We start from the raw sequence: 25979 nt of genomic DNA, 5'->3' as shown, positions 1-25979 counted from the left end.
TCTCCCGGCTGAGGGCTGAGGTCGAATCTGCCATGGCGGCGGCGTCATGGCCAGAGAGCGTCGCCCGAACGTGACGGCGCTATGTCCTGCCCAAGCAATCGCCGCGACTAGAACGGGTTCCAGGTCGCCTGCGGCGTGAACTTGAGATAGCCGAGATTGACGCCGAGACGCCAGCCGACACCGGTGCGGATCGGAACGACCATGATGCCGCCCGCCGTCAGCGCGGTGAAGCCGAAGCCGCCGATGAAATAGGCGGAGCCGTCGATGCCGGCGAAGCGCTGATAGAGCGCATCGACCACCGGCAGGTTATAGACCAGCATCATCGTGCGGGCGCCCTCGCCGCCGAAATCGAAGCCGATCGAAGGTCCCTGCCAGAAGACGCGGCGGTCGCCGGCATTGCGCGTGTAGAGCTGGCCCTCGCCGTAGCGCAGCCCGCCGACGAAGGCGCCGGAGGCTTCCTGGCCGAGGACATAGCCGTTCGGCTCGCCCCAGCGGCGCACCGCCTCTTCGATCGTCAGCGCGAGACCGCGCGAGACGTTGCCGAAGAACTTGTGGCCGGAGCCGACGAGTTCGTTCTGGCTGAACGACTGCTGCTCATTGTATTTCTGGGCGAGCGCCGGAAGCGGCATCCCGCTCAGGCTCGCGCCGGCCACGGCGAGACCGCCCGTGATCAGGTTGCGGCGGGTCTGGGTCATCAGCGACATCTCCAGGCAGGGCGCCAGACAAGGCAGAGCGCCGGGGCGGTTCGATCGTCCGTCCGCTCGGCACCGGTGGCGGCTGCACGGCAGCCGGCTCGGGATGGATGCGATACGGGCCGGGGGGCAGGCCGATCCTGGGCCATCCGCCGCCCGACCGAACGTCGAATCACGACGATCGGCGAATGCGAATCAATTCGGTAACGGATTTGATACGCCGCAAATCTATCCAAGGCGTGAAGATTCCGGAGAGCCGTTCGGCCCGGGATGGGACCTCAATGAGGATTTGATGCGATGAAGGCCGCAACAAGGCAGCGTTGGATCTCGCTTGCCGCCGCCTTCCTCTCGCTCTCCGTGGCTGGGCAGGCTGCCCGCGCCAGCACGCCTTCGGCGGTGCCGGCTGCGGCGATACCCGTGCCCTTCCCGGCCATGCCGGACCTGCCCTCGCTCGGCGAGGTGATGCAGCGGGACCTGCACAACGGGCTGGCCATCAGCGGCTTCGACCCGATCTCCTATCGGCTCGGCGCGCGTCCCATGGCCGGGCGTGCCGAGTACGAACTCATCCAGGATCGGTTCGTCTGGCGCTTCGCCTCGCAGGCCAATCTCGAAGCCTTCCGCGACGCTCCGCAGGTCTACGCGCCCGCATTCGGCGGTTTCGACCCGACCGGCGTGGCCAATGGCGTCGCCGTCGAAAGCGATCCCAGCCAGTTCGCGGTGATCGGATCGCGGCTTTACCTGTTCCGCTCGGCCGAAAACCGCCAGCGCTTCCTGCGGGAAACCGGCTTGCTGGCTCAGGCCGAAAGCCGCTGGAACGCGGTGCTGCGCTTCGTCGCCCGCTGATTGCTCGGCCTCAGCCGCCGCAATCCCCGGCAATGGCCTGCCGCGCCAGCTTTTCGCTCGAAGCCGCCACGAAGGGCGGGTTGCGGAACTGCCGCTCGCTGCGGCCGTAATCGGGCAAGGCGCCGTCCAGAGTGAGGATGATCCCGCCCGCCGCGGAAAGGATGGCGTCTCCGGCCGCGATATCCCATTCCATCGTCTGGCCGCAACGGACATGGATATCGGCCTCGCCCGAGGCGATCATGCCGAACTTCACCGCCGACGAAACCGGAATCCCCTCGCTGCAGCAGAGCACCGCCGCGATGCCGTCGCTGCGGCCGTCGCCGTGGAAACGGCTGACCAGCGCGACCGGCCCCTCGTTCGGCACCGCGCGAACGCTCGTCCGGCGCGCCTCGCCCAAAAGGCTACCGTCCGGGGCGAAATCCTGTTCATAGGCATGGCTGCCGGAGAACCAGAGCCGCCCGGTGGCCGGTGCCGCGATCGCGCCCGCGATCGGCCGGCCGTCGCGGACCACGGCGATCGCAACGCAATAGCTGTCGCCGCCCGCGAGGAACTCGCGCGTGCCGTCCAGCGGATCGAGCAGAATGAAGATCGCGCCGGGTGTCGGATTCTGGGCGGTCTCCTCGCTGACGATCGGAAAACCGGGCAGCAGGCGCATCAACGCTTCCTTGGCGGCGTGATCGGCCGCAAGATCGGCCGAGCATACCGGCGAGCCGTCGCTCTTGAGCGTGACATCGCGCGCTGCCCGCTTCGCCAGCAGGACGGCCGCACTCAATCCGGCAGCTTCCGCCAATTTGCGCCCCAGCCCGTCGCGGTCGCGCAGGCGGGGATCGTCATGGCCGATCATCGCGGCCCATCCTTCTCATAACCGCCCCGATATGGCAATTAACCACATGAAAACCAAGATAGCAGCATATCGAGTGACAACGACGCCTCAATTCCGGCGCATCCCCGTTTCCAGGACCTCGCCCCCATGACCGACATCTCGCTCGAGCCGCTCGATCTGGCTGCGCTTCTCTGCAGCCGCGTCTGCCACGACGTGATCAGCCCGGTCGGCGCGATTGTCAACGCTCTCGAGGTTCTGGAGGAAGACGATCCGTCGATGCGCGATTTCGCGCTGGAGCTGATCAAGAAGAGCGCGCGGGCCGCCTCGGCCCGTCTGCAATTCGCCCGCCTTGCCTTCGGCGCCGCCGGTTCGGCCGGCGCGATGATCGATCTCGGCGATGCCGGCAATGTCGCGAACGGCTTCCTCAACGACGAGAAGCTCTCGCTCGACTGGGACGCGCCGCGCGCGCTTCTCCCGAAGAACCAGGTCAAGCTCCTGCTCAACCTGCTGGTCATCGCGACGCAGGCCGTGCCGCGCGGCGGCAAGCTCGTCTCGCGCGCGAAGGTCGAAGGCGAGCAGGGCACGTTCGACATCACGGCGACCGGCTCGCATGCCCGGATTCCAGCCCATGTCGAGGAGCTGCTGGCCGGGCGTTCGGAAACCGGCACGATCGACGCTCATGCCGTCCAGCCGCTCTATACCGGCATGGTCGCCCGCGCAGCCGGGATGGACATCACCTTCGCGATCGACGGCGATACGGTGACGATCAAGGCCACCAAGGCCGCCTGAACGATCGTTACCGGTCGAGACGCGATCTCAACCGATCATAAACCGTTCTCCTGCTTTAGTTCCTGCAGCGTTCCGCGTTGAGTGAAGTTTCTGCATGGACGAGCTGCTGCAAGAGTTCCTGACGGAGACCGGCGAGAATCTCGACACGGTCGATCGGGAGCTCGTTCGCTTCGAGCAGGCCCCGAACGACCGCGACATCCTGAGGAACATCTTCAGGCTGGTGCACACGGTCAAGGGTACCTGCGGCTTCATCGGCCTTCCGCGGCTGGAGGCGCTGACTCACGCGGCCGAGTCGGTGATCGGGCAGTTCCGCGACGGCGCCACCGTCAACTCGATCGCCGTCACCGCAATCCTGGAGACCATCGACCGGATCAAGGATATTTTGGCCGAGCTCGCCGAGAAGGGGCAGGAGCCCGAGGGCAACGACGAAGCGCTGATCGGCGAGTTGTTCGCGCTGGCCGAGCACGCCAAAAGCGAGCTCAGGCAGCAGGCTCCGACGGAAACGCCGCTCGACCCGGTCGCCGCCTATCTCGCCCGCCATGGTCAGGCCGCTGCCGTCCCGGCAAGCGTCGAGGACGTCGTCTTCCAAAGCGCACCCGGCCCGCAGCGCGGGCGTGATGGCCGCATCGAAGGCAGCGAACCCGCGGCCGCGGCGACAGAGGATTCCCCAAGTCCGTCGCGCAGCGGCGGCCCGGCCACGCTGCGCGTGAATGTCGACACGATCGAGCATCTGATGACGATGGTCTCGGAGCTCGTGCTGACCCGCAACCAGCTTCTCGAAGTCGCAAGGCGACAGGAGGATGCCGGGCTCAAGGCCCCGCTCCAGCGTCTCTCGCTGATCACCGCCGAGCTGCAGGACGGCGTGATGAAGACGCGCATGCAGCCGATCGGCAACGCCTGGTCGAAGCTGCCGCGCATCGTGCGCGATCTCAGCGCCGAACTGGGCAAGCGCATCGAGCTTCTGACCGAAGGCGCCGAGACCGAGCTCGACCGCCAGATCCTCGACCTGATCAAGGACCCGCTGATCCACATGGTCCGCAACTGCGCCGACCATGCGATCGAGCTGCCGGCCGACCGGCGCCAGGCCGGCAAGCCCGATCACGGCACGATCCGCCTCGCCGCCTATCATGAGGGTGGTTCGGTCACGATCTCGATCGCCGATGACGGGCGCGGCCTCGATATCGAGCGCATCCGCAGCAAGGCCATCGCCAAGGGCCTCGCGACCGAGGCCGAGCTGGAAAGGCTCAGCGACGCGCAGATCGGCCGTTTCATCTTCCATCCCGGCTTCTCCACCGCCGATAATGTCACAGCGGTCTCGGGTCGCGGCGTCGGCATGGATGTCGTCAAGACGAATGTCGATTCGATCGGCGGCACGGTCGACGTCGCCAGCCGCCCGGGCCTCGGCACGACCATCACCATCAAGATCCCGCTCACGCTCGCGATCATCTCGGCGCTCATCGTTGTCGCCGGCGAGGATCGTTATGCGATCCCCCAGATCGCGGTGCGCGAACTCGTCCGGGCGAAGGCTGGCGACGACAATCGCATCGAAGAGATCAACGGAGCGCCGGTCCTGCGGTTGCGCGGGCGCCTGTTGCCGATCGTCTCGTTGCCGGGGCTGATGGCCTGTCCGGGCCGGGAAACCGCCAGGCGTGTGGATGGCGAAGGCTTTATCGTCGTCACCCAGATCGGCGAGCGGCAGTTCGGCATCCTCGTCGACAGCGTCTTCCACACCGAGGAAATCGTGGTGAAGCCGATGTCGAGCAAGCTTCGCCACATCCACCTGTTCTCCGGCAACACCATCCTCGGCGACGGCACCGTCGTCCTCATCGTCGACCCCAACGGCGTCGCCCGCCTGGTCGGCGCGACGACGTCCGAGGACGCGGAGGAGGAGCCGCGCGAGGCGGCGGTCCAGGTGCATCGCGGAGAGCGCGCGACCATGCTCGTCTTCAGAGCCGGCGCCGGCAGCCTCCAGGCCTTGCCTCTGTCGCTCGTGACGCGGCTGGAGGAGATCGAGGCCGGCGAGTTCCAGCGCAGCGGCGGCCGCACCCTGCTGCATTATCGCGGGCGCCTCGTCCCGGTGACGCCCGTCGCGGGCACGCAATTGCGCTCCGAGGGCATCCAGCCGCTCGTCATCGTCTCGAACGGCGACCTGACCGTCGCGCTCGCCGTCGAGGCGATCGTCGATATCGTCGAGGATACTTTCGAGCTCGAGATGGCAGCGGCCGACGCACGCGGCATCATCGGCTCGGCCATGATCCGAGGCCGTGCCACCGACATCCTCGATCTCGCCCACTACCTGCCGCTGAACGAGCCCGGCTGGTTCGCGGCCGGGCGTAGCGCGGAGCTTCCCGGCCGGATCCTGCTGGTCGAGCCGTCCGACTTCCTGCGCGACATGCTGAGCCCGGTGTTGAGAGCCTCCGGGCGGATCATCGCGCCGATCGCCGATTTCACCGAGGCAGCCCTGGCCACGGCAGGCGAGCCGATCTTGACCGCATTGCTCGATCTCGACCGCGACAGCGAGGCCGCCTTCGCCTTCGCCGCCCTCCTGCGTGAGCGCGCCAAGGGCGAGCGCCTGCGCATCCTCGGCCTGACGACCTGCGCCACGCCCGACTTGCACATGCGGGCGGTCCAGGCCGGCCTCGACGACGTCATCGCGAAATTCGACCGCCGCGCCCTGCTGAGCGAGCTCAATACGGCGGGCGCCGACCTGAGGCATGCGGCATGATGTCGAGCGAACAACAGGCCCCCTCCTCCGCGTCCGGTTTCGGCGACTCGCTCGACTATGTGACGATCCGTATCGGCGAGCAGCTTCTTGGTCTGCCGATCGGCCGCGTCCAGGACGTCTTCATCGCCAACCGCATCACGGTCGTCCCGCGTGCGCCTGACGAGATCGTCGGCCTGATCAACCTGCGCGGCCGCATCGTCACCGCGATCTGCCTGCGCAAGCGGCTCGGGCGTCCGGTCGAGCTCAAGCTCGACGGCCAGGGCCGCCAGGAACTGACGGCGATCGGCATCGACCACGGCGGCGAGGCCTATGCGCTCATCGTCGACGCAGTCGGCGAGGTGATCCGGCTCGACCGGTCCACCTTCGAGCCGCTTCCGGTTCATCTCGATCGCGTCTGGGCGGCACTGGCGACGGGCATCCATCGTCTTGCTGACGAGCTTCTCGTGGTGCTCGATCTCGACGCCGTCCTCGATCTCGACCTTCGCAGCGCGGCCTGACGGCCGCGCCACAGTTTTGGAGACCCAGTCATGAAATACTGCCTCGTCGTCGACGACTCAGCGGTGATCCGAAAGGTGGCCCGCCGTATTCTGGAGGGGCTGCAGTTCCGCATCGCCGAGGCCGAGGACGGTGCGCGCGCCATCGACGCCTGCAAGGGCGAGATGCCGGACGCCGTGCTGCTCGACTGGAACATGCCGATCATGGACGGCTACGAGTTCCTGCGCACGCTGCGCCAGATGCCGGGCGGGAAGCGTCCCAAGGTGGTGTTCTGCACCACCGAGAACGACATCGCCCATATCGCGCGCGCCATGCATGCCGGTGCCGACGAGTACATCATGAAGCCCTTCGACAAGGAGATCGTGGCTTCGAAATTCCATCAGGTCGGCCTGCTCTGAGCGAGCGCGTCCCGATGCGGCAGCGCATCGGCACCGCTTCGCCGAGGATGCCTACGCTCAAGATGCCTGCACCTACGCCGCCGCCCCGGTGAGAAACATGCCGACCTTGTCTCCTCGCGCGCTTCCAGCAAGCCCCGCATCGCGGCACAAGACCGTGGTGATCGCCGACGATTCCGTCGTCGTGCGCGGGCTCTTCGCGCGCTGGCTGGGTGAGGCCGGCAATTTCCACGTCGTCGCGGTCGCCGGGGACGGCGAGACCGCTGTCGCCCACGCCACCCGCTTCAAGCCCGACGTGATGGTGCTCGACCTCGATATGCCCGGCGTCGACGGTGCCGCGGCACTGCCCCAGATCCTCAAGGAAAGCCCGAACACGGGTATCCTGCTCGCCGCGACGTTGAACGAGCGCAACACCCGCCTCGCCCTCGAATGCATGACGCGGGGCGCGATGGACGTGGTCTCGAAACCGGACAGTCGCAGCGGCATGACCCTGTCGCTGGATTTCCGCAGCGAGTTCCTGCTCAAGCTCGGCAACATCGTCCAGGCGCCGGTGAGGCCCGGCTCGCTCCCGCCCGAGATCGACACCGATCTGCCGCATGCCGGGCCGACGAACCTGCGCCCGCTCGTCTCGGTGATGCCGCGCTATCTCGTGATCGGCGCCTCCACCGGCGGTCCTCGCGCCGTCGCCAAGGTACTGTTCGACATCGGCGAAGGTCTCAACGACCTGACGACGGTCGTCGTCCAACACATGCCGCCGCTCTTCACCGCCTCCTTCGCCGAACAGGTTGCCGCCCATATCGGGGTTCCCGCCCGCGAGCCCTTCGACGGCGAGCGCCTGATGCGCGGCACCGTCTACATCGCGCCCGGCGGACGCCATCTCGGCATCGACCGCCGGCTCGGCCATATCGTCGCGCGCATCGGTGACGAGCCGCCCGTCAATTTCTGCCGCCCGGCCGTCGACGTCCTGTTCAGCGAAGCCGCCCGCCATCTCGGTCCGGCCGCACTCGGCCTCGTCCTCACCGGCATGGGCAGCGACGGCACCACTGGCGCCGGCGCGCTGCGCAAGGCCGGAGCCGCCGTCATCGCCCAGGACGAGCCGAGCAGCACGATCTGGGGTATGCCCGGTTCGGTCGTGCGCGCCCGCCGTGCCAGTGCCGTCATCGCGCTCGACGAGATCGGCGCCTCGATCCGCTGCCTCGTGCGGGGGGTGCAAACGGCATGACCGAAGCCGATTTCGCCTTCCTGCGCCTTCTGCTGCAGCAGCGCTCCGGCCTGTCGCTGACCGCGGACAAGCGTTACCTCGCCGAAAGCCGGCTCGGCATCCTCTGCCGTCGGCGCGGCATCACCGATATCGAGGCGCTCGTCCGCCAACTCAGGCTCTCGCGTGACCTCGCTCTCGAAAGCGCCGTGGTCGACGCCATGACCACCAACGAGACGCTGTTCTTCCGCGACCAGACACCGTTCAATCTGTTCCGGGACGTCATCCTGCCCGAGCGGCTCGCCGCCAATGCCGCCAGCCGGTCGCTGCGGATCTGGTGCGCCGCCGTCTCCAGCGGCCAGGAAGCCTTTTCTCTGGCCATGCTGATCGACGAGCTCGGCGACCGGCTCGCCGGCTGGAAGATCGAGATCCTCGGAACCGATATCTCCGCGGAGATTCTGGAGAAGGCCCGCGTCGGCATCTACAGCCAGTTCGAAATCCAGCGCGGGCTGCCGATCCAGATGCTGCTGAAGCATTTCCAGCAGATCGGCGACAAATGGCAGGTTTCCGAGCGCATCCGCTCGATGGTCACGTTCAAGCAGCACAACCTGCTCGAGCGCAACGACCAATTCGGTCGGTTCGACGTGATCTTCTGCCGCAACGTCCTGATCTATTTCGACGTGCCGACCAAGGTGAAGGTGCTCGAACTGCTGACGCCGCGCCTCGTGCCGGATGGAGCCTTCGTGCTCGGCGCCGCCGAAACCGTGCTGGGGCTGGCAACGAAGCTCACCTGTGATCCGCAGCATCGCGGCCTCTACCGGCACGTCGCGATGGCGGCAGCGCCCGTTGCCGCCTCCCCTGCGCCAGGCCTGCGGCCGCGGCCCGCCATCGCCGCCTCCGCACTGCGCGGCTGAGCCGCCAGCGTCTCGAAGAACCGGCCTCGTCATTGCGAGCACAGCGAAGCAATCCAGGAGGACTGGGTTGAACGCTTCAGCCCAGTCCTCCTGGATTGCTTCGTCGCTTCGCTCCTCGCAATGACGGGAAGGCGTTTTCAGACGGGCCAAAAGCCGCTCCCGGCGGAGGCTGGCCACTTCATCACCGCACAAACAAAAACCCCGCCTCTCGGCGGGGTCCCCGTCGACCTGTCGTGTACATCCGACGATCAGGTCAAGAACTGGTATGGCGTCGCTTCATGACCGCCCGATGACGGGCGGGCGACGGAAATGCGTCAGGCCGGGATGCGTTCCTCGACATCGGACGGCTCGCGCAGCACATAGCCGCGGCCCCAGACGGTCTCGATGTAGTTCTTGCCGTCCGACGCGTTGGCGAGCTTCTTGCGCAGCTTGCAGATGAAGACGTCGATGATCTTGAGCTCGGGCTCGTCCATGCCGCCATAGAGATGGTTGAGGAACATCTCCTTGGTGAGCGTCGTGCCCTTGCGGAGCGAGAGCAGCTCCAGCATCTGGTATTCCTTGCCGGTCAGGTGCACGCGGGCGGCATCGACCTCGACCGTCTTGGTGTCGAGATTGACGACCAGATCGCCGGTGGTGATGACCGACTGGGCGTGGCCCTTCGAGCGGCGCACGATCGCATGGATGCGGGCGACCAGCTCGTCCTTGTGGAACGGCTTGGTGAGATAGTCGTCGGCACCGAAGCCGAGGCCCTTCACCTTGTCCTCGATGCCGGCGAGGCCGGAGAGGATCAGGATCGGCGTCTTGACCTTCGCCACGCGAAGCGAGCGCAGAACCTCGTAGCCCGACATGTCGGGGAGGTTCAGGTCGAGCAGGATGATGTCGTAGTCGTAGAGCTTGCCGAGATCGACGCCCTCTTCGCCGAGGTCCGTCGTATAGACGTTGAAGCTCTCTGATTTGAGCATGAGCTCGATGCTTTGAGCGGTCGCGCTATCGTCCTCGATCAGCAGAACCCGCATGTCCACGTCCCCAATTTCGCCCGCAGGGCAGGTTTGACCGTTGTTTCCGCCCGGACCGTTCGGCCCCGGACGACGACGCACTTGCCCAATGAAACGCCACGCGACACGCTACGAGGAAACTGGTTAACAAACCGTGATTCCCGAGCGCAAGCGCTTCCTCGGAGAAAGTGAACGATCCTTGTCGAGGTGAGTCGAATTTGACACGGATCGCTGAACTTCTCGGCCGCGAAAGCGCCTCTCGCGGAGGGTTGCCCCGGGAAACAGCGCCATAATGGCTCTGCGACACGTGGCAGCCTCAATCCGCAGTGTTAATCACAGAGCTTAACAGCAGGTAAATGAGCGCAATTTGTTAGGAACTCTTACCAAATCATCCACAGGTCGGGCCGGCCGCGAATTCGGTTGCCCGTACACTGCCGGCGAAGTTGAATCACTCCGATGAATTCCCCGTCCCACGGCCATGACCGCCTCTCCGCTTTGGCGACCGCCATCGAGCATATCGAAAGCGTGACCATCTATGGCCGCGTCATCGGCGTGCGCGGCCTGCTGGTTGAGGTCGCCGGGCCGATCGGCACGATGAGCCTGGGCGGGCGCGTCGGCATCGAGATCGCGCCGGGCACGCGCGTTCCCTGCGAGGTCGTCGGCTTCTCCGGTGACAAGGCGCTGGTCATGCCGTTCGGCGGGCTCGACGGCGTCCGCCGCGGCTGCCCCGTCCATGTCGACCAGGCGCAGCCGGGCCTGCGCCCCACCCCGGCCTGGCTCGGCCGGGTCGTCGATGCGCTCGGCCGTCCGGTCGACGGCGGCCCGCCTTTACCGCAGGGCGACACGCTCTTCGCCTATCGCAACGATCCCCCGAACGCCCACAAGCGACGCCGGGTCGGTCGCCCGCTCGATCTCGGCGTGCGTGCGCTCAACACCTTCCTGACCTGCTGCATCGGCCAGCGCATGGGCATCTTCGCCGGCTCCGGCGTCGGCAAGTCCGTGCTGCTCTCGATGCTGGCGCGCTATGCCCAGGCGGACGTCAACATAATCGGCCTCGTCGGCGAGCGCGGCCGCGAGGTGCAGGAGTTCTTGCAGGAGGATCTCGGGCCGCAGGGCCTCGCCCGCTCGATCGTCGTCGTCGCGACTTCTGACGAGCCGGCGCTGATGCGCAAGCAGGCGGCCCTCACCACGCTGACGCTCGCCGAATATTTCCGCGACCGCGGCCTGCAGGTGATGTGCCTGATGGATTCGGTGACGCGCTTCGCCATGGCGATGCGCGAGATCGGCCTGGCGGCCGGCGAGCCGCCGACGACCAAGGGCTACACCCCGACCGTCTTCGCCGAACTGCCGCGCCTGCTCGAACGCGCCGGCCCGGGCACCGGCGACGGCGCCATCACCGGGCTCTTCACCGTGCTGGTCGATGGCGGCGACCATGACGAGCCCGTCGCCGACGCAGTGCGCGGCATTCTCGACGGCCACATCGTCATGGAGCGCTCCATCGCCGAGCGCGGACGCTATCCGGCGGTCAACATCCTCAAATCGGTCTCGCGCACGATGCCGCGTTCCTGCGACCCCGCCTATTATCCGGTGGTGCAGAAGGCGCGCTCGACGCTCGCGACCTATGCCGATATGGAAGAACTGATTCGCCTCGGCGCCTATCGTCAGGGCGCCTCGGCCGAGGTGGACGAGGCGATCCGCCTGCATCCCGCGCTGGAAGCCTTCCTCAAGCAGGCCAAGGACGACGCAACCCCACTGCAGGAATGCTACGCGCGCCTTGCCGCCATCATGAGCGGGACGGTCTGATGGTCGCCGATATCTCCCACCGCAGGATGTCCGAGCGATGATCGCAGCGCTCCTGATCGGCCTCGTCGCGCTGATCCACGTCTATATCGTCATTCTGGAGATGGTCTGGTGGGACACGCCGCGCGGTCACAAGGCCTTCGGCCTCACGCCGGAATTCGCCGTGCGCTCGAAAGTGCTCGCCGCCAACCAGGGGCTCTATAACGGCTTCCTCGTAGCCGGCCTCGCCTGGGGCCTCTGGCTCGGCCCGGAAGGTTTCGCGATCAAGCTGTTCTTCCTGGCCTGCGTCCTCGTTGCCGGCCTGTTTGGCGCAGCAACCGCCAGCCGCAAGATCCTCTATATCCAGGCGCTGCCCGCGGCGCTCGCAATCGCGGCCCTGCTGGCCCGGATCTGATCCCGCTTCAGGCCCGCGCCACCATCCGCACCAGCGCGAACATCGCGGCGAAGCCGATGGCCTGAATGGCCGCCGAGATCACCAGTGTCGGGCTGGCGCCGAGCCGCTCGATCATCACCGCGAAGAGCAGCGGCGCCGCGGCGAAGGTCATGTTCTGCGGCACGGTGAGCTTGCCGAGCATCGACGCGAAGCCGTTGCGCCCGAACAGCGCCAGCGGCAGCGTCGCCCGCGCGATCGAGATCACGCCGAGCGCCGCGCTGAACAGCACGATGAAGATCGCAGCCGCCGTAATCGTCATCGTCACGAAAGGCAGCGTCAGGCACAGGATCGGCCCCAGCAGCAGGCCGAACAGCGCCACCTTCTCGGCCGGCAGCCGCTCGCCCAAAGTCGCGTCGATGGCGCGGGCGGCCAGCGTCGCCGGGCCGCTGAGCGTCGCGACCCAGACAGCCTCCGTCTGCGTCAGCCCGGCCTCCTGGAACAGGCTGATCAGATGCAGCGGCAGCCCCCATGAGACGAGCCCGCTGGCGGAGAAGGCGAGCGCCACCAGCCAGAACGCCGCCCTGCGGGCCTCCGGCGCGACGCGCCCGCGTTCGCCGACGGATGCCGCCTCCGGCTTGGCCGCGCGGGCAGGCAGATGCCGATAGCGCGGGATCGACGCATAAACCGGCAGTACGATGACGATCTGCATGGCCGCGAAAACGAGCAACGTCATCCGCCAGCCGAACGCGTTCATCAGCACCGCCGTCAGGGGCCAGAACACGCTGGAAGCCAGTCCCGTAACCAGCATCATCAGGCCGATCACCCGCCGCGTCCGGTCCCCCATCAATTGGGAGATCGTAACGTTGCCGGTATTGGCGAGCGACATCGCATGGCCGAGCCCGATCACGGACCAGCTCGCGAGATAGCTCATCGGTCCCTGCGCCTGCGACAGGACGCCGAGCCCGAGCGCGCAGATCACTGCACCGATGCACATCGAGCGCCGCGTGCCCTCGCGGTCGAGCACGCGCCCGATCGCGGGTGCGACCAAGGCCCCGGTGACGAGCAGGATGGTGATGCCGCCGAAGACGATCTCGGCATTGAGGCCGATCTCGCGATCGAGCGCGCCGACCAGAACCGAGGGCGAATAGAAGGTCGAGCCCCAGCCGATGATGCGGGTCATGGCCAGGCCGAGAAGCAGGGGGCCGTGCCCGCCGAAACGAGAAGAGGCAGCCAAGACAGGATATCCGCGGAGCAGGAGGCCGAATGGCCTTGCGTCCGACGTCACTAGATCATCCCGACAGCCGGCGGCAGCAACCGCGACGCGGGCGGATCATGCGTCAAAGGCAGCCCGTTCCGGTAAGGAAAGGTCAACCTCCTTGCGCCATGTTGCTCCTCGTCTCGCGGATGGAGTTCCGGCGCGCGCCGAGGGGTCGGCAGCGCCGATGCGTAATCAGGAGTTGAAAACGATATGAAGTCGCGAGAGACGCTTCTTCGGCTCAAGCGCTTCCAGGTCGACGAAAAGCGTCGCCGGGTAAGCCAGATCGAGATGATGATCGCCGATTTTCATCGGATGGCGAGCGATCTCGATCGCGAGATCCAGGCCGAGGAATCGCGCGCCGGCATCGCGGACCCCGCCCATTTCGCCTATCCGACCTATGCCAAGGCAGCGCTCGGCCGCCGCGACAACCTGCGCCAGTCGGCCGACAACCTGAAGGGCCAGCTCGACGAGGCCAAGGCCGAGCTGCAGGAAGCCTTCGAGGACATGAAGAAGGTCGAGATTCTCGACGACCGCGAGCGCGCCTCGGAGCGCGCGGCGGAGGCCGCCCGCGACCAGGCCACAATGGACGCGATCGGGCTGCGCTCGCGCGTCTGAGGCCGCAATCAGAGTTCAGACAAGAGGGCGGCGTCCGGAAGGGCGCCGCCCTTTTTCATGCGATGACGGGATGGTGCTCGACGGAGTCGCGCCGCAGCTTGCCGGTCAGGCGCGGATCATCGTCAACTTCAACTCCGCGCTTGAACACGGTGAAGCCCGAGCGCTGGTAGAAGGCGAGCGCGGCGGGGTGGTCGAGCGTGCAGGTATGCACCCAGAAGCGCGAGATCGGCTTGGCCCAGGCCAGCGCGAGCGCCCGGTTCATCAGCCAACGACCGGCGCCCTTCCCGACCACTGCCTCGTCCAGCCCGAAGAAGGCAAGTTCGCCCTCGCCCGGCACGCGGAAATCCAGCTCGAGCAGGCCGACATCGCGCCCCTCAAAGCGAACGGCGTAGAGCTCGACGGCCGGGTCGGCGAGGATCGCCTCGATCTCGGCGCGCGGCTTGGTCAGGCGGCTGAACCACATCCAGCGCTCGCCGAGCAGCCGGTAGACGGCGAGATAGCGCTCGACATCGAAGCGTCCGATCGCATCGAGCGAAAAACCCACGATCCCGGCCGGGTCAGGTCGCTCCGGCGGCCGTTCGAACATCTCCAGCGAAGTCACGATGGTCGCAATCTTCCCGGGCGGCAGGTCGGTCGTTCCGGTCAGGGTGATGGTCAGGCTCTGGGTCATGAAGGGCTGTTCGATCGGCTCGTAAGGGAATCTGCCGCGATCATGACATGATCGGGGTCGAAAGATCACCGCATGCCGATGCATGCCCGGCGTCACGGCATCGCGCCCCGTCCCGCCTCCCCGGCCGGACATCACGATGGATCGAACCGCCGGCGAGGCGCGATCCGCCTTCACGTACGATCGAGGATGAGACGAGATGAACCGCACCGCCACCGTCCTGGCCGCCCTTCTCGCCGCCGGCCTGCTTGCCGGCACGGCCCAGGCCCAGCAGCCCCATGGCGGCCATGCCGGCCACGGAGTCTCTGCTGCGACGGCAAAGCCCGGCGAGAGCGCCTCGACCAAGGCCTATCGCGACGCCAACACGAAGATGCACAAGGACATGGACATCCCCTATTCCGGCGATGCCGATGCCGATTTCGTTCGCGGCATGATCCCGCATCATCAGGGCGCGATCGACATGGCCAAGATCGTCCTCGCCCATGGCAAGGATCCGGAAATCCGCAAACTCGCCGAGAACGTCATCCGCGACCAGGAGAAGGAAGTCGCGATGATGCGGGACTGGCTGAAGAAGAACGGCAAGTGACCTCCGCTTCACGCCCCTGACCCTGGGCCAGGGCGAGCAAGCTCAGGCGCTTGCCCTCGCTCCTCCCCACTGGCAGAGAGGGGAAAGGTTCGCGCCGCAGCGGTGACGACGTGGGCCATCCTACCCGTCACCATCTTGTTCCGAACCCGCGGCCTCCATGAAACGCTATCTCGACTATCTCTGGCCGATCATCGGGCTCGTCGCCGTCGTCTGGTCCGTCGAACTGCTCTGGGACAAGCTCAAGGCCGAGGCTGGCTCGGACGCCGCCATCAAGGCGCTGCTCGCCGATGCCGGGCTCTGGCAGAGCATCAAGATCATCGCCCACCGCATCGGCCACAAGATCGCGGTGATTCCGCCGGAAGCCTTCCTCCATGCCGCGCTTGCGACCCTCGTCGCCTATGCCGCGCTCGCCTGGTACGACCGCATCGCCCTGATCCATCTCGGCAAGGAGAAGGGCATCTCCTGGCCCTATATCTCGCTCTGCTCCTTCGTCACCTATGCACTCTCCCACAATATCGGCGCCTCGGTCTTTTCGGGCGGCATGGTGCGCTACCGCGCCTATACGGCGAAGGGCCTGACGGCGGGCGAGGTCGCAGTCCTCGTCGCGCTCTGCTCCTTCACCTTCGCCTTCGGCACGATCTTCCTGATGGGGCTCGTGCTGCTCTACGAGCCGCAGATTCTGCATCCGCTCGAACGGATGTCGAAATGGTTCGCGATATCAGACAATACCGCGCGGCTGATCGGCCTCGGCATGCTCGCCTTCGTCGCGCTCTACACCATCGGTTCGTGGCTGCGCTTCAAGCCGCTGAAAATCGGCAAGTTCGAGATCATCTATCCGCGCCTGCCGATCGTCTTCAGGCAATATCTCGCGGCGCCGCTCGAACTCGCGGGCGCGGCCGGCATCATCTATTTCGCGCTGCCCGAGCAGGGCAATCCGGGCTTCCTGATCGTGCTCGGCGCCTTCCTGCTCTCGTTCTCGGCCGGTTTGCTCAGCCAGGTGCCGGGCGGCGTCGGCGTTATGGAGGCCGTCTTCCTCGCGGTGATGCCGGGCGTGCCGGCGCCGGCGGTCTTCGCCGCGCTGCTGATCTGGCGGCTGTTCTACCTCATCCTGCCGCTGGTCTTCTCGCTGCCGATCGTGCTGGCCTTCGAGCGGGCGCAGCTCAAACGCAGCACCCGCATCGCTCCGCCGCCCTAGCATCGGCCCGCAAACTGGGAACCGGTTTTCGAGCCAAGCCGATGCGCAGAAAGCCTGTCAGCGCTTGAGCGCGATCGCAGCCGCGCCGAACATCAGGAGCGCGCCGATCGCCTCCGACCAGCCGAAGGGCTCGCTGAGCGCGACGACGCCGACCGCGACCGCGATGGCCGGGCTGACGAAGGCGTAGAGCCCGGCGCGGAAGGCACCCCAGTCGCGCAGCAGCCGCATATAGATGGTGAAGCCCATCAGCGAGCCGCCGACGATCAGGAAGAGCACCGCCGGCAGCACCGGCCAGCTCGCCAGCGCCCGGACATCGGCGAGACCGACCGGCTCCAGCGAAAGCGAGACGACGGTCAGCCCGATGCCGCCGATCAGCGTCTGCCAGCCGGCCAGCGTCAATGTCGGCATGGTCCCCGCGATCGGCCTGGAGAGCACGGCACCGACGCAATAGAACAGCGTCCCGGCCGCCACGGCCGCGAGCCCCATCGCCTCGAGCGGATCGCCATGGGCCGCCGAGAGCCCGCCCATCGCCCGCGTCGCGAACAGGAAGCCCAGGCCCACGGTGCCGAGCGCGATCGCCGCGATCTTGCGCCCGTCGATCCGCACGCCTTCGATCACGCGGCTAGCCAGCAGCGTATAGATCGGGATCGTCGCGAAATTGACGATGGCGGCGAGCCCGCTCGGCGCGTGCTTCGTGCCCCAGAACAGCAGCGTGTAATTGGCGGTGTTGAGCAGCAGCGCCGTGCCGATCAATCGCGGCCAGGCGCCGCCCGGCACCTTGGACACGTCGCGCCCGGCCCAGAGCAGCATCAGCAGGCCGGCGATCGAGAACCGTGCCGCGGCCAGGAAGACCGGAGGGACATGCATGGAGCCGACCTTGACCGGCAGCCAGGTCAGCCCCCAGACGAGGCACATGACGGCGAAAAGGGCGGTGTTGCGCGACATGCTCTCCGCTTAGCCGCAGGCCGTCGGGCTGACCATTGCGCGGCAGGCATCGGCGCCCCGTGGAAACCGGAGAGAAGCCTCAGACGCTGCCGACCGTCTTGAGCCGCACGCGCGGATGAATCTCGGCCTGCGACAGCACCGGCGTCTCCCTGCGGAAGCGCTCGATGATCTGGCGGGCGAAGGGCCGGGCCATGGCCGAGGTGACCAGCGCCGGCATCTCGCCGATGCGCGCGGCATCCTCGAACTTGTCGCGGACGTGATGCACGAACTCCTGCAGGCGCGAGGGCTGCATGGCCAGATGCCGGTCCTCGCCCTGGCCTATGATCGACTCGGCGAAGACGCCTTCCCAGGCCGGCGACAGCGTGATGATCGGCAGCACGCCCTGCATGTTCGAGAACTGGGCGCAGATCTGGCGAGCGAGGCGGGCGCGAACATGCTCGGCGATCTCGCGCGGGTTGCGCATGCCCGACGAGACCTCGGCAATCCCCTCGATGATCGTCGGCAGGTCGCGGATCGAGATGCGCTCGGACAGCAGGAGCTGCAGCACGCGCTGGATGCCGGTGGTCGAGATCTGGCTCGGCACGATCTCCTTGACGAGATCGGCATGGTCCTTCGGCAGTTCGCGCAGCAGCTTCTGCACCTCGGAATGCGAGAGCAGCTCCGGCATGTTCGACTTCAGCACCTCGGTGAGATGCGTCGAGATCACGGTCGCGGCGTCGACCACGGTGTAGCCGCGCAGTTGCGCCTCGTCCTGCAAGGCGGCGTCGATCCAGGTCGCCGGCAGGCCGAAGGTCGGCTCCAGCACATTGTGGCCCGGCAGGTTCACGGCGCCGCCCATCGGATCCATCGCCATGTACTGGCCGGCATAGACGATGCCCTGCCCGGCATCGATCTCCTTGATCTTGATGAAGTAGTGGTTCGCCTCGAGCTGGACGTTGTCGACGATGCGGACGGCGGGCATGACGAAGCCCAGCTCGGCCGCGAGCTGGCGGCGCAGCGCCCGGACCTGATCGGTCAGGCGATCCTGCCCGCTCGGCGCGTTTACCAGCGGCAGGAGCCCGTAGCCGATCTCGATCTTGAGTTCGTCCATCTTGAGGAGGTCGTTGAGCGTCTCCTCGCGCTGCGTGCCGTCCGCAGAGACCGCACCGCCGGCCTGACCCGCGTCGGCCATGCCCTGCTCGGCCTCGCGGGCCTTGGCCGCCTTGCCGAAACGGTAGGCCATGAAGCCTGCTCCAGCTGCCAGCACTAGGAAGGGCAGCATCGGGATGCCCGGCAGCACCGCGATCAGCAACATCACCGCCGCCGACATGCCGAGCGCCTTGGGATAACCGGAGAGCTGCTTGCCGAGCGCCTTGTCGGCCGCGCCGCGCACGCCCGCCTTCGAGACGAGCAGGCCGGCCGCGGTCGAGACGATCAGCGCCGGCAGTTGGCTGACGAGGCCGTCGCCGACGGTGAGCAGCGTGTAGTTCGTCGCCGCCTGGCCGAAGCTGAGGTTCTGCTGCGCCACGCCGATGACGATGCCGCCGAGCACGTTGATGAAGGTGATCAGCAGGCCGGCGATGGCGTCGCCGCGCACGAACTTGGAGGCACCGTCCATCGAACCGAAGAAGGAGGACTCATCCTCCAGCGCCCTGCGGCGGACCTTCGCGGTCTCCTGATCGATCAGGCCGGCGGACAGGTCGGCGTCGATCGCCATCTGCTTGCCGGGCATGGCGTCGAGGCTGAAGCGAGCCGCGACCTCGGCGATGCGGCCCGAGCCCTTGGTGATGACGACGAAGTTCACGATGATCAGGATCGTGAAGACGATCACGCCGATCACGAAATTGCCGCTCATCACGAAGCCGGCGAAGGCCTCGATGACATGGCCGGCGGCCGCCGTGCCCTCATGGCCATGGGCCAGGATCAGGCGCGTCGAGGCGAGGTTCAGCGCCAGCCGGAACATGGTGACGATCAGCAACACCGTCGGGAAGGCCGAAAACTCCAGCGGCTCCTCGATGAAGAGCGCGGTCATCAGCACGAGCACCGAGACGATGATCGACAGCGCCAGCAAGAGATCGAGCAGCACCGCCGGCATCGGGAAGATGAGCACCACCAGGATGCCCATGACGCCGATGGCGAGGAAGAGGTCGGGACGGTTGAACAGTTTGCCGAGCGCCCCGCGATCGGGAACGGTAAAGCCTCTGCCCTGCCCTGCCGTCATATCGGTCATCGACCGCACCGCCCCACGCCTGCGCGCCCCGAAGCAGGGCGCAGCTCGGCAATTCTTGCCGGGCGTATGGTGAATGATTGGTTAAACCGGCTCTCGGGAGCCTGTCCCCGAATGCTCCACCGGAACCTTTTCGGCCGGGCACCGTTGCTTCCCGACGCCATGCGCATGGCGGCTGTGTCGCCATCGCCGTGCGCTTCGCATGTCCGGCCGCGCGCAAGCCGCTCGAAAGCGTGGCGCGACCGCTCAACGCTGTCGAGTGACGAGGCTGCATCCGCAACCGTGCCCCGCAAAAACCGGCCCGATGGAACAAAGCGTCATTTAAATGCATTATTCCATGCTGGCATTCCTTGCCTAAGAATGCCGCGGGAGATGTGGTGACAACAGCCTGGAGGCCGTCGTGGACAGACGCTCATTCCTGATGACACTGGTCGGCGGCTTTGCCGCAGCCGGCATGGGCGGCATTGCCGCCGCCGAAGCGGCCCAGCCCAAGCTGGTACCGGTGCCGGACGCGAAGCCCACCAAGGGCGACGAGGCCGTGACCGCCGAGATGAAGGAGGCGCTCGACAAGAGCGACGCCGAATTCAGCCAGTATTACTATTACCGCCGGCCGCGCTACTATGCGCGCCCCCGCTATTATGCGCGCCCGCGCTACTATTACCGGCCGCGCTATTACGCCCGCCCGCGCTACTATTATCGCAGGCGCTATTACTGACCAAAACCCAGGTCAGGCAGCGCTGATGCGCGTCTGACCCGGCTCGGCCACCGTAATGCCGGACGAGGTGTACTCGCTGAGCTTGTTGCGCAGCGTGCGGATCGAGATTCCCAGAATCTTGGCCGCATGCGTCCGGTTGCCAAGGCAATGATCGAGTGTATCGAGAATCAGTTCGCGCTCGACATCGGCGACGGTGTGGCCCACCAGCGAACGCGTCATCGCTTCCGCCGTCTGGGCCGCCCGTGCGGCCGGATCGCGCGACGGAGCCGGTGAAAGCGCCTCGCCTTCCGGGCTGAGCACGGCGGAAGCCGCGATCTCCGGCCCGCTCGCCAGCAGCACCGCCCGGTGCATCGTGTTTTCCAGTTCGCGGACATTGCCGCGCCACGCGCTGGCCAAAAGCAACTTGCGTGCGTCGGTCGCGATCGGCCGCGCTGGCAGCCCGTTCAGATCCGCATATTTCCTGGCGAAATGCTCGGCCAGCACCAGGATGTCGCCCGGCCGCTCGCGCAGCGCCGGCAGGCGCAGATGCACGACATTGAGGCGATAGAGCAGGTCCTCGCGGAACGAGCCCTCGCGCACGGCATCGGCCAGGTTGCGGTTCGAGGTCGCGATGATCCGGATATCGACCTTGACCGGCTGCGTGCCGCCAACGCGGTCGATCATGCGCTCCTGCAGCGCGCGCAGGAGCTTGGCCTGCAGGCGGACATCCATCTCCGAGATTTCGTCGAGCAGCAGCGTGCCGCCATTGGCCTCTTCGAACTTGCCGATGCGGCGCGCGATGGCACCGGTGAAGGCGCCCTTCTCATGGCCGAACAGTTCGGATTCGAGCAGGTTGTCGGGGATGGCCGCGCAGTTCACCGCGACGAACGGGCGGTCCTTGCGGCCCGACTTCTGGTGGAGATGGCGTGCGATCACCTCCTTGCCGGTGCCGCTCTCGCCGGTGACGAGCACCGGCGCTTCCGAGCGCGCGATCTGCGTGGCGAGCTGCACGACGCGCTCCATCGCCGGATCGCGCCAGATCAGGCTGGACTGGTCGGCGGCGACCGCCTCCAGCACCGCCGCGATCAATTCCGGATCGGGCGGCAGCGGTACATATTCCCGGGCGCCGGCCTGGATCGCCGCGACGGCGGCGCGCGTATCGGTCGAGGTGCCGCAGGCGACGAGCGGCGTGCGGATGCGTTCGGCCTCCAGCGCCGCGACATAGGCCGCGATCGGCTGCACCACGTCGACCATCAGCAGATCGGCGCCCTTGGTGCGCAGCACCGCGAGCGTCTGGTCGAGGCTTTCGGTATGGGTGACGGCCGCGCCATGCGACATGGCGATCTTGGCGGCTGCGATGATCTGTCCCTTGAGACCGCCGGCGATGATGAGGCGCATGGCTCAGGTCCTTCTGTTCGTCGATGTCATGGGGCAGCCGTCACCGGTCTGCCTTGATGATTTCGGTCATGGTCACGCCGAGCCGGTCCTCGACGACGACGACCTCCCCGCGCGCGACGAGCCGCTCGTTGACGAAGATGTCGATGGCCTCGCCGACGCGCCGGTCGAGCTCGAGCACGGCGCCCGGCACGATCTGGAGCAGGTCGCCGACCGCGACCTTGGAGGAGCCGAGCACGGCGGACACCGTGACCGGCACGTCGAAGACCTGTTCGAGATCCTCGGCCGTCTTGACCGGCACCGGGCCTGACCGGGCGACCGACATCTCGCCCTGATCGAAGGACAGGTCGGCCTGGTTCAGCGGCGGCAGATTGAGATCGCTCTCCTGGCTCATGGCTCAGACCTTCATGGTTCTGCATGGCCATGGCCGAACACGCGGGCGACCGCCTGCTCGACCAGAGCCGTGAGTTGCTGGCTGTCGAGGACGAAGCCGCCCTCCGCCCATTCGATACGCCCGTCGCCCGGCGCGATGTCGGATTGCCCGATCACGATCAGCTTGCCGGAGAAGCCGTGTTCGGCCGCGAGCTTCCGGACCAGCTCCTCGGCTGCCTCGACCACGCTCTCGTGCACGCGCAGCACGAGATGCGGCGCCGTGCGGGCATGGTTCAGGCACTCGCGGATGGCTCCCGCCAGGGAGGCCAGCGGCTTCTCGGCCAGCGCGGCCCCGGCCAGCGCCTTCGCCGTCACGATCGCAACATGGGCCGCATGTTCCTCGATCGCGGCGGTGCGGGCAGCCTCCTGCGCGAAAAGCCGCTCGGCCGAACGCGCGAGCTGGCCGGTCAGGCCGACGAGCTGTGACTGCGCTTCGCGATGCGCCTGTTCCTGCCCGGCATGGAAGCCCTCTGCGCGGGCCGCGGTGAGCTCGGCCTCGCCGGCGGCCTTGCGGCTGCCTTCGCGAAAATCCGTCCCGAACAGGAATTTCTTGGCGGACGTCATCTCAGTACACCAACTCGTCTTCGGAGCTGCCCTTGGACAGCACGATCTCGCCCTTTTCGGCGAGCTCCTTGGTCATCTGGACGAGCGTCGTCTGGGCCTCGTCGACCTCCTTGAGGCGCAAGGGACCCATGCTAGCCATGTCGTCCTGCATGTTTTTGGCGGCGCGCTGCGACATCGCCCCGAGGAAGAAGTCGCGCATCGGCTGGCTGGCGCCCTTGAGCGCACGCGCCAGCGTGCTCTTGTCGGCCTGGCTCACCAGTGTCTGCAGGCCGGCCGGATCGAGCTTGGCGAGGTCCTCGAAGGTGAACATCAGGGCGCGGATGCGCTCCGCCGCGTCCTGGTTCGAGGCGTCCAGTGCAGAAAGGAAGCGGATCTCGGTCTGCCGGTCGAAGCCGTTGAAGATCTCCGCCATCATTTCGTGCGGATCGCGACGGCGCGTCTGGGTCAGGGTCGAGACGAACTCGGTGCGCAGCGTATTCTCGATATGGTCGAGGGCTTCCTTCTGCACCGACTCCAGCCGCAGCATGCGGCCGACGACCTCGATCGAGAGATCGTTCGGCAGGTTGCGCAGCACATTGGCGGCATGCTCCGCCCGGATCTTCGACAGGATCACCGCAATGGTCTGCGGGTATTCGTTCTTGAGGAAGTTCGCGAGCACGACAGCATCGATATTGCCGAGCTTCTGCCACATGTTGCGGCCGGCAGGCCCGCGGATTTCCTCCATGATCAGCGCGACCTGATCCGTCGGCAGGATCTTCTCGAGCAGCGAGATCGTGCGGTCGAACGACCCCGTCACCGCGCCGGCACTGGAGAGCTTTCCGACGAAATCGAGCATCAGGCGCTCGACCTCGTCGGCATCGACCGTGCCGAGCTCTGCCATGGCGCGGGTGATGATGCGGATCTCGTCGTCGTCGAATTCCTGCCAGATCTTGCGTCCGTGCTCCTCGCCGAGCACGAGCAGGATGACGGCGGCGCGCTGCGGACCCGTCATTTCGGCGACGGTGGTCACGCCGAAGCCGCCGCCCTCGATGGCGTCCGGGAGACCGGGGGTTCGCGTAGCGATGGATCGGGCCTCAGCCATGTCTCAGCGCCCCGTCACGCAGCGGACTTCTCGTGAATCCAGCTCCGCAGCACCGCGACCGAATCGGACGGATTCTGCGAGACGAGGACCCCGATCTTTTCCACGGACTGCGCCTTGAGCTGGCCCTTGACCTGAGCGATGGCGAGCATCCGCTCGGACGGCCCGGCGTCCACGTCCACGGAAAGCGGTTCGCCGTCTGGGCCGACCGTCACCGCCCGCCCGCTGCCGGCCGGATCGCCGGTCGACCCGGCGGGGCCGGCCAGGGCGGCGCCACCATTGCGCATGAAGGAGGGGATCGCCCGGACATTGCTGTTGTCGGCGGCCAGAACCTGCTTCAGCAGCGGACGCACCACCGTCATCAGCACGATCACCGTGAGCAGCGAGATGACGCCGAGTTCGGCGAAGCGGATCAGGTCCTCACGGGTGAAGGACGTGAGCCGCTGCATCAGCGTCTGCTCGGTGAGCTCTGCCGGCGCCGGCGGTGCCTCGGCGAAGCGCAGGTTGACGACCTCGACCTTGTCGCCGCGGCCCTGGTCGAAGCCGACGGCGGTGCGCACCAGCTCGCCGATGCGCTCCAGCTCGTCGCTGTTGCGCGGCTGGTAGGACATTTCGCCGGCCGGGCTGCGCGTGTAGTTGCCGTCGACGAGGACGGCGACGGAGAGCTTCTTGACCCGTCCGCCCTCCAGCACCTCGGTGCGTGTGGTGCGCGAGATCTCGTAATTGGCGACCTCCTCGTTCTTCGAGGAATTCTCGCGCTGGTTCTGCTGCGCGCCTTGCGTCTGCTGCGCGCCCGGCAACTCGTTGCCGACGGTCACCGTGCCATTGCCGCCCTCGCTCGTGGTCGAGGCCTCCGTGCGGTTCTGGCTTGAACGCAGCACCCGGCTTTCCGGATCGTAGCTCTCGGAGCGGCTCTCGACCCGGTTGGTGTCGAGCGCGGCCGAGACCTGCACCCGCGCCCGGCCATAGCCGACGACGCTGGCGACGATATCCTCGACCTGCGACTTGAGCCGCTTCTCGATCGCGGTCTGCCGCTCCTCGATGCCGAGCCCGATCAGGCCCTGGTCGCTCTGCGCGCCGTCCGCCAGCAGCCGGCCGCGTTCGTCGACGATCGACACCCGCTCCGGCTTCAGGCCGTCCACCGCCGAGGCGACGAGATGGCGCACGGCCCGGACCTGCGCGGCATCGAGATCGCCCGCAAGCTTGAGCGCGATCGAGGCGCGCGGCGGCTCGCGGTCGCGCTCGAACAGGCGCCGCTCCGGGATGACGAGATGAACGCGCGCCGCCTGCACCCGCCCGATCGAGCGGATGGTGCGGGAGAGTTCGCCTTCGAGCGCGCGCAGATGGTTGATGTTCTGGACGAAGCTGGTCGAGGAGAAGGCATCGCCCTTGTCGAAGATCTCGTAGCCGACGCCGCCGCCGGCCGGGATGCCCTTGCTGGCGAGGTCGAGCCGCAGGCGCGGCACGTCGGCCTTCGGCACCAGCACCGTCTGCCCGTCGCCGCGCAATTCGTATTTGATGCCGCGTGCGTCGAGATCCTTGAGGATGGCGCTGACATCCTGGCTGCCAAGCTCCGAGAACAGCACGCTCATCGCCGGCTGCGACATTTTGAGCATGACGAAGCCGAAGAAGCCGACGAGCACCAGCGTGACGGCCAGCATGGCTGCCAGGCGCGCCGCTCCGAATTTGGCAAACTGCTCGATCAGGCCGTTCACGCCGCCATCCGTCCCACAGAATCGCAGGGACGGCGCACCTGCTCCGACCCACTAGGCAAGTTTTTCCCAGCGCATGGTTAGCGGGCGGTTAATTTTTGGGGCGAGTCGTTAATCTTTCTCGCGGGCTAGAGCATTTTCAAGCGAAGTGGGCTCCGGTTCGCGTGAAGAAAATGCGCCAAACAAGAATTTGGAGCGGTTCGGCGTTCCGAAGGAGTGCGGAACCGCTCTGGCAGCGCAAACGCCAAAGGCGCCGGCCCTGTCAGGGCCGACGCCTTTGAAAAGAAACCGAAATCTCTGCTTCTTACTGGCGGTAGTGCTGAATCCGAGTCGTCCGCAGGCCGGCGAGGCCATGCTGATCGATCGACATCTGCCAGCTCAGGAACTCGTCGACGGTCAGCGTGTAGCGCTGGCACGCCTCTTCGAGGCTGAGCAGCCCGCCGCGCACGGCGGCCACCACCTCGGCCTTCCGCCGGATGACCCAGCGCCTGGTATTCATTGGCGGGAGATCCGCGATCGTCAGCGGACTTCCGTCCGGTCCGATCACGTATTTCACCCGCGGTCGCAATGGCTCGGTCATGGTACTCTCA

26 protein-coding genes are annotated in these 25979 nt (G+C 66.8%); 13 read left to right on the top strand and 13 right to left on the bottom strand.

The window, feature by feature from the left end; translation table 11 throughout:
• Positions 1-107: 107 nt before the first annotated feature.
• On the bottom strand, positions 108-629 hold the full coding sequence (locus tag AC6RIC_RS08475) for a DUF1134 domain-containing protein (RefSeq protein ID WP_454658955.1): 522 nt from the start codon (positions 627-629) through the stop codon (positions 108-110).
• Between the two features lie 360 nt (positions 630-989).
• On the opposite strand from AC6RIC_RS08475, the gene AC6RIC_RS08470 reads away from it, so the two are divergent.
• Positions 990-1535: a YHS domain-containing (seleno)protein gene (locus AC6RIC_RS08470; RefSeq protein WP_499735836.1), complete on the top strand. Its 546-nt coding sequence runs from the start codon at positions 990-992 to the stop codon at positions 1533-1535.
• A 10-nt stretch (positions 1536-1545) separates the two neighbouring features.
• On the opposite strand, the gene AC6RIC_RS08465 is transcribed toward AC6RIC_RS08470, so the two are convergent.
• On the bottom strand, positions 1546-2379 hold the full coding sequence (locus tag AC6RIC_RS08465) for a 3'(2'),5'-bisphosphate nucleotidase CysQ family protein (RefSeq protein ID WP_499735835.1): 834 nt from the start codon (positions 2377-2379) through the stop codon (positions 1546-1548).
• Positions 2380-2505: 126 nt separating this feature from the next.
• On the opposite strand from AC6RIC_RS08465, the gene chpT reads away from it, so the two are divergent.
• The 6 genes from chpT (at position 2506) to AC6RIC_RS08435 (ending at position 8874) form a co-directional block, all read left to right on the top strand.
• Entirely contained in the window at positions 2506-3147 is a 642-nt protein-coding gene (chpT, locus tag AC6RIC_RS08460; protein ID WP_454655879.1) for a histidine phosphotransferase ChpT, read from the top strand.
• Positions 3148-3241: 94 nt separating this feature from the next.
• Positions 3242-5872: a chemotaxis protein CheW gene (locus AC6RIC_RS08455; protein WP_499735834.1), complete on the top strand. Its 2631-nt coding sequence runs from the start codon at positions 3242-3244 to the stop codon at positions 5870-5872.
• Positions 5869-6369, top strand: a complete 501-nt coding sequence (locus tag AC6RIC_RS08450; RefSeq protein WP_454655877.1) for a chemotaxis protein CheW — start codon at positions 5869-5871, stop codon at positions 6367-6369. Before AC6RIC_RS08455 ends, AC6RIC_RS08450 begins: the two co-directional genes overlap by 4 nt.
• 30 nt (positions 6370-6399) lie before the next feature.
• A complete protein-coding gene (locus AC6RIC_RS08445; protein WP_038359309.1) occupies positions 6400-6765 on the top strand; it encodes a response regulator in 366 nt (121 codons plus the stop codon).
• A gap of 97 nt (positions 6766-6862) precedes the next feature.
• Positions 6863-7984: a chemotaxis-specific protein-glutamate methyltransferase CheB gene (gene cheB / locus AC6RIC_RS08440; protein WP_499735833.1), complete on the top strand. Its 1122-nt coding sequence runs from the start codon at positions 6863-6865 to the stop codon at positions 7982-7984.
• On the top strand, positions 7981-8874 hold the full coding sequence (locus tag AC6RIC_RS08435) for a CheR family methyltransferase (RefSeq protein ID WP_499735832.1): 894 nt from the start codon (positions 7981-7983) through the stop codon (positions 8872-8874). Before cheB ends, AC6RIC_RS08435 begins: the two co-directional genes overlap by 4 nt.
• Before the next feature lie 314 nt (positions 8875-9188).
• Here AC6RIC_RS08435 and ctrA read toward each other — a convergent pair whose 3' ends face one another.
• A complete protein-coding gene (ctrA, locus tag AC6RIC_RS08430) occupies positions 9189-9890 on the bottom strand; it encodes a response regulator transcription factor CtrA (protein WP_038359314.1) in 702 nt (233 codons plus the stop codon).
• A gap of 435 nt (positions 9891-10325) precedes the next feature.
• Between ctrA and fliI the strand changes: the two genes are divergently transcribed.
• Both fliI and AC6RIC_RS08420 read left to right on the top strand, forming a co-directional pair.
• The gene (gene fliI / locus AC6RIC_RS08425) at positions 10326-11672 is read left to right on the top strand and encodes a flagellar protein export ATPase FliI (protein ID WP_454655874.1); all 1347 of its coding nucleotides are present in this window, start codon (positions 10326-10328) and stop codon (positions 11670-11672) included.
• A 37-nt stretch (positions 11673-11709) separates the two neighbouring features.
• A complete protein-coding gene (locus AC6RIC_RS08420) occupies positions 11710-12063 on the top strand; it encodes a DUF1304 domain-containing protein (protein ID WP_499735831.1) in 354 nt (117 codons plus the stop codon).
• A 7-nt stretch (positions 12064-12070) separates the two neighbouring features.
• Here AC6RIC_RS08420 and AC6RIC_RS08415 read toward each other — a convergent pair whose 3' ends face one another.
• Entirely contained in the window at positions 12071-13276 is a 1206-nt protein-coding gene (locus tag AC6RIC_RS08415; RefSeq protein ID WP_499735830.1) for an MFS transporter, read from the bottom strand.
• A gap of 234 nt (positions 13277-13510) precedes the next feature.
• Here AC6RIC_RS08415 and fliJ point away from each other — a divergent pair, with 234 nt between their 5' ends.
• Complete coding sequence (fliJ, locus tag AC6RIC_RS08410) at positions 13511-13915, top strand: flagellar export protein FliJ (RefSeq protein WP_047574070.1); 405 nt, start codon at positions 13511-13513, stop codon at positions 13913-13915.
• A gap of 55 nt (positions 13916-13970) precedes the next feature.
• On the opposite strand, the gene AC6RIC_RS08405 is transcribed toward fliJ, so the two are convergent.
• Positions 13971-14585: a GNAT family N-acetyltransferase gene (locus tag AC6RIC_RS08405; RefSeq protein ID WP_499735829.1), complete on the bottom strand. Its 615-nt coding sequence runs from the start codon at positions 14583-14585 to the stop codon at positions 13971-13973.
• A gap of 196 nt (positions 14586-14781) precedes the next feature.
• On the opposite strand from AC6RIC_RS08405, the gene copM reads away from it, so the two are divergent.
• Together copM and AC6RIC_RS08395 are read left to right on the top strand one after the other, a co-directional pair.
• Positions 14782-15168, top strand: coding sequence for a CopM family metallochaperone (gene copM, locus AC6RIC_RS08400; protein ID WP_454655870.1), 387 nt, complete (start codon positions 14782-14784; stop codon positions 15166-15168).
• Between the two features lie 157 nt (positions 15169-15325).
• Positions 15326-16363, top strand: a complete 1038-nt coding sequence (locus tag AC6RIC_RS08395) for a lysylphosphatidylglycerol synthase transmembrane domain-containing protein (RefSeq protein WP_499735828.1) — start codon at positions 15326-15328, stop codon at positions 16361-16363.
• Positions 16364-16420: 57 nt separating this feature from the next.
• Here the strand turns inward: AC6RIC_RS08395 and AC6RIC_RS08390 are convergent, their stop codons facing one another.
• Positions 16421-17308: a DMT family transporter gene (locus tag AC6RIC_RS08390; protein WP_499735827.1), complete on the bottom strand. Its 888-nt coding sequence runs from the start codon at positions 17306-17308 to the stop codon at positions 16421-16423.
• Positions 17309-17387: 79 nt separating this feature from the next.
• Positions 17388-19517 (bottom strand): flagellar biosynthesis protein FlhA, encoded by a 2130-nt coding sequence (gene flhA / locus AC6RIC_RS08385; protein ID WP_499735826.1) that lies wholly within the window; start codon positions 19515-19517, stop codon positions 17388-17390.
• A 397-nt stretch (positions 19518-19914) separates the two neighbouring features.
• Here flhA and AC6RIC_RS08380 point away from each other — a divergent pair, with 397 nt between their 5' ends.
• Positions 19915-20229: a hypothetical protein gene (locus AC6RIC_RS08380; protein ID WP_499735825.1), complete on the top strand. Its 315-nt coding sequence runs from the start codon at positions 19915-19917 to the stop codon at positions 20227-20229.
• 12 nt (positions 20230-20241) lie between these two features.
• Here the strand turns inward: AC6RIC_RS08380 and flbD are convergent, their stop codons facing one another.
• The 6 genes from flbD to sciP all read right to left on the bottom strand — a co-directional run bounded on the left by flbD (position 20242) and on the right by sciP (position 25969).
• A complete protein-coding gene (gene flbD, locus AC6RIC_RS08375; RefSeq protein ID WP_499735824.1) occupies positions 20242-21606 on the bottom strand; it encodes a sigma-54-dependent transcriptional regulator FlbD in 1365 nt (454 codons plus the stop codon).
• A 40-nt stretch (positions 21607-21646) separates the two neighbouring features.
• Positions 21647-21997, bottom strand: coding sequence for a flagellar motor switch protein FliN (fliN, locus tag AC6RIC_RS08370; protein ID WP_454655865.1), 351 nt, complete (start codon positions 21995-21997; stop codon positions 21647-21649).
• Between the two features lie 11 nt (positions 21998-22008).
• The gene (locus AC6RIC_RS08365) at positions 22009-22599 is read right to left on the bottom strand and encodes a FliH/SctL family protein (protein WP_454655864.1); all 591 of its coding nucleotides are present in this window, start codon (positions 22597-22599) and stop codon (positions 22009-22011) included.
• 1 nt (position 22600) lies between these two features.
• On the bottom strand, positions 22601-23590 hold the full coding sequence (gene fliG, locus AC6RIC_RS08360; RefSeq protein WP_454658954.1) for a flagellar motor switch protein FliG: 990 nt from the start codon (positions 23588-23590) through the stop codon (positions 22601-22603).
• Between the two features lie 104 nt (positions 23591-23694).
• The gene (fliF, locus tag AC6RIC_RS08355; protein ID WP_499735823.1) at positions 23695-25392 is read right to left on the bottom strand and encodes a flagellar basal-body MS-ring/collar protein FliF; all 1698 of its coding nucleotides are present in this window, start codon (positions 25390-25392) and stop codon (positions 23695-23697) included.
• Between the two features lie 301 nt (positions 25393-25693).
• Positions 25694-25969: a CtrA inhibitor SciP gene (gene sciP, locus AC6RIC_RS08350; protein WP_038359348.1), complete on the bottom strand. Its 276-nt coding sequence runs from the start codon at positions 25967-25969 to the stop codon at positions 25694-25696.
• Between the last annotated feature and the right edge of the window lie 10 nt (positions 25970-25979).

It is taken from the genome of Allobosea sp. TBD101 (genome assembly GCF_059817965.1).
Note: the sequence above shows the minus strand (reverse complement) of the source record. Positions and strands in the feature narration are given on the sequence as shown.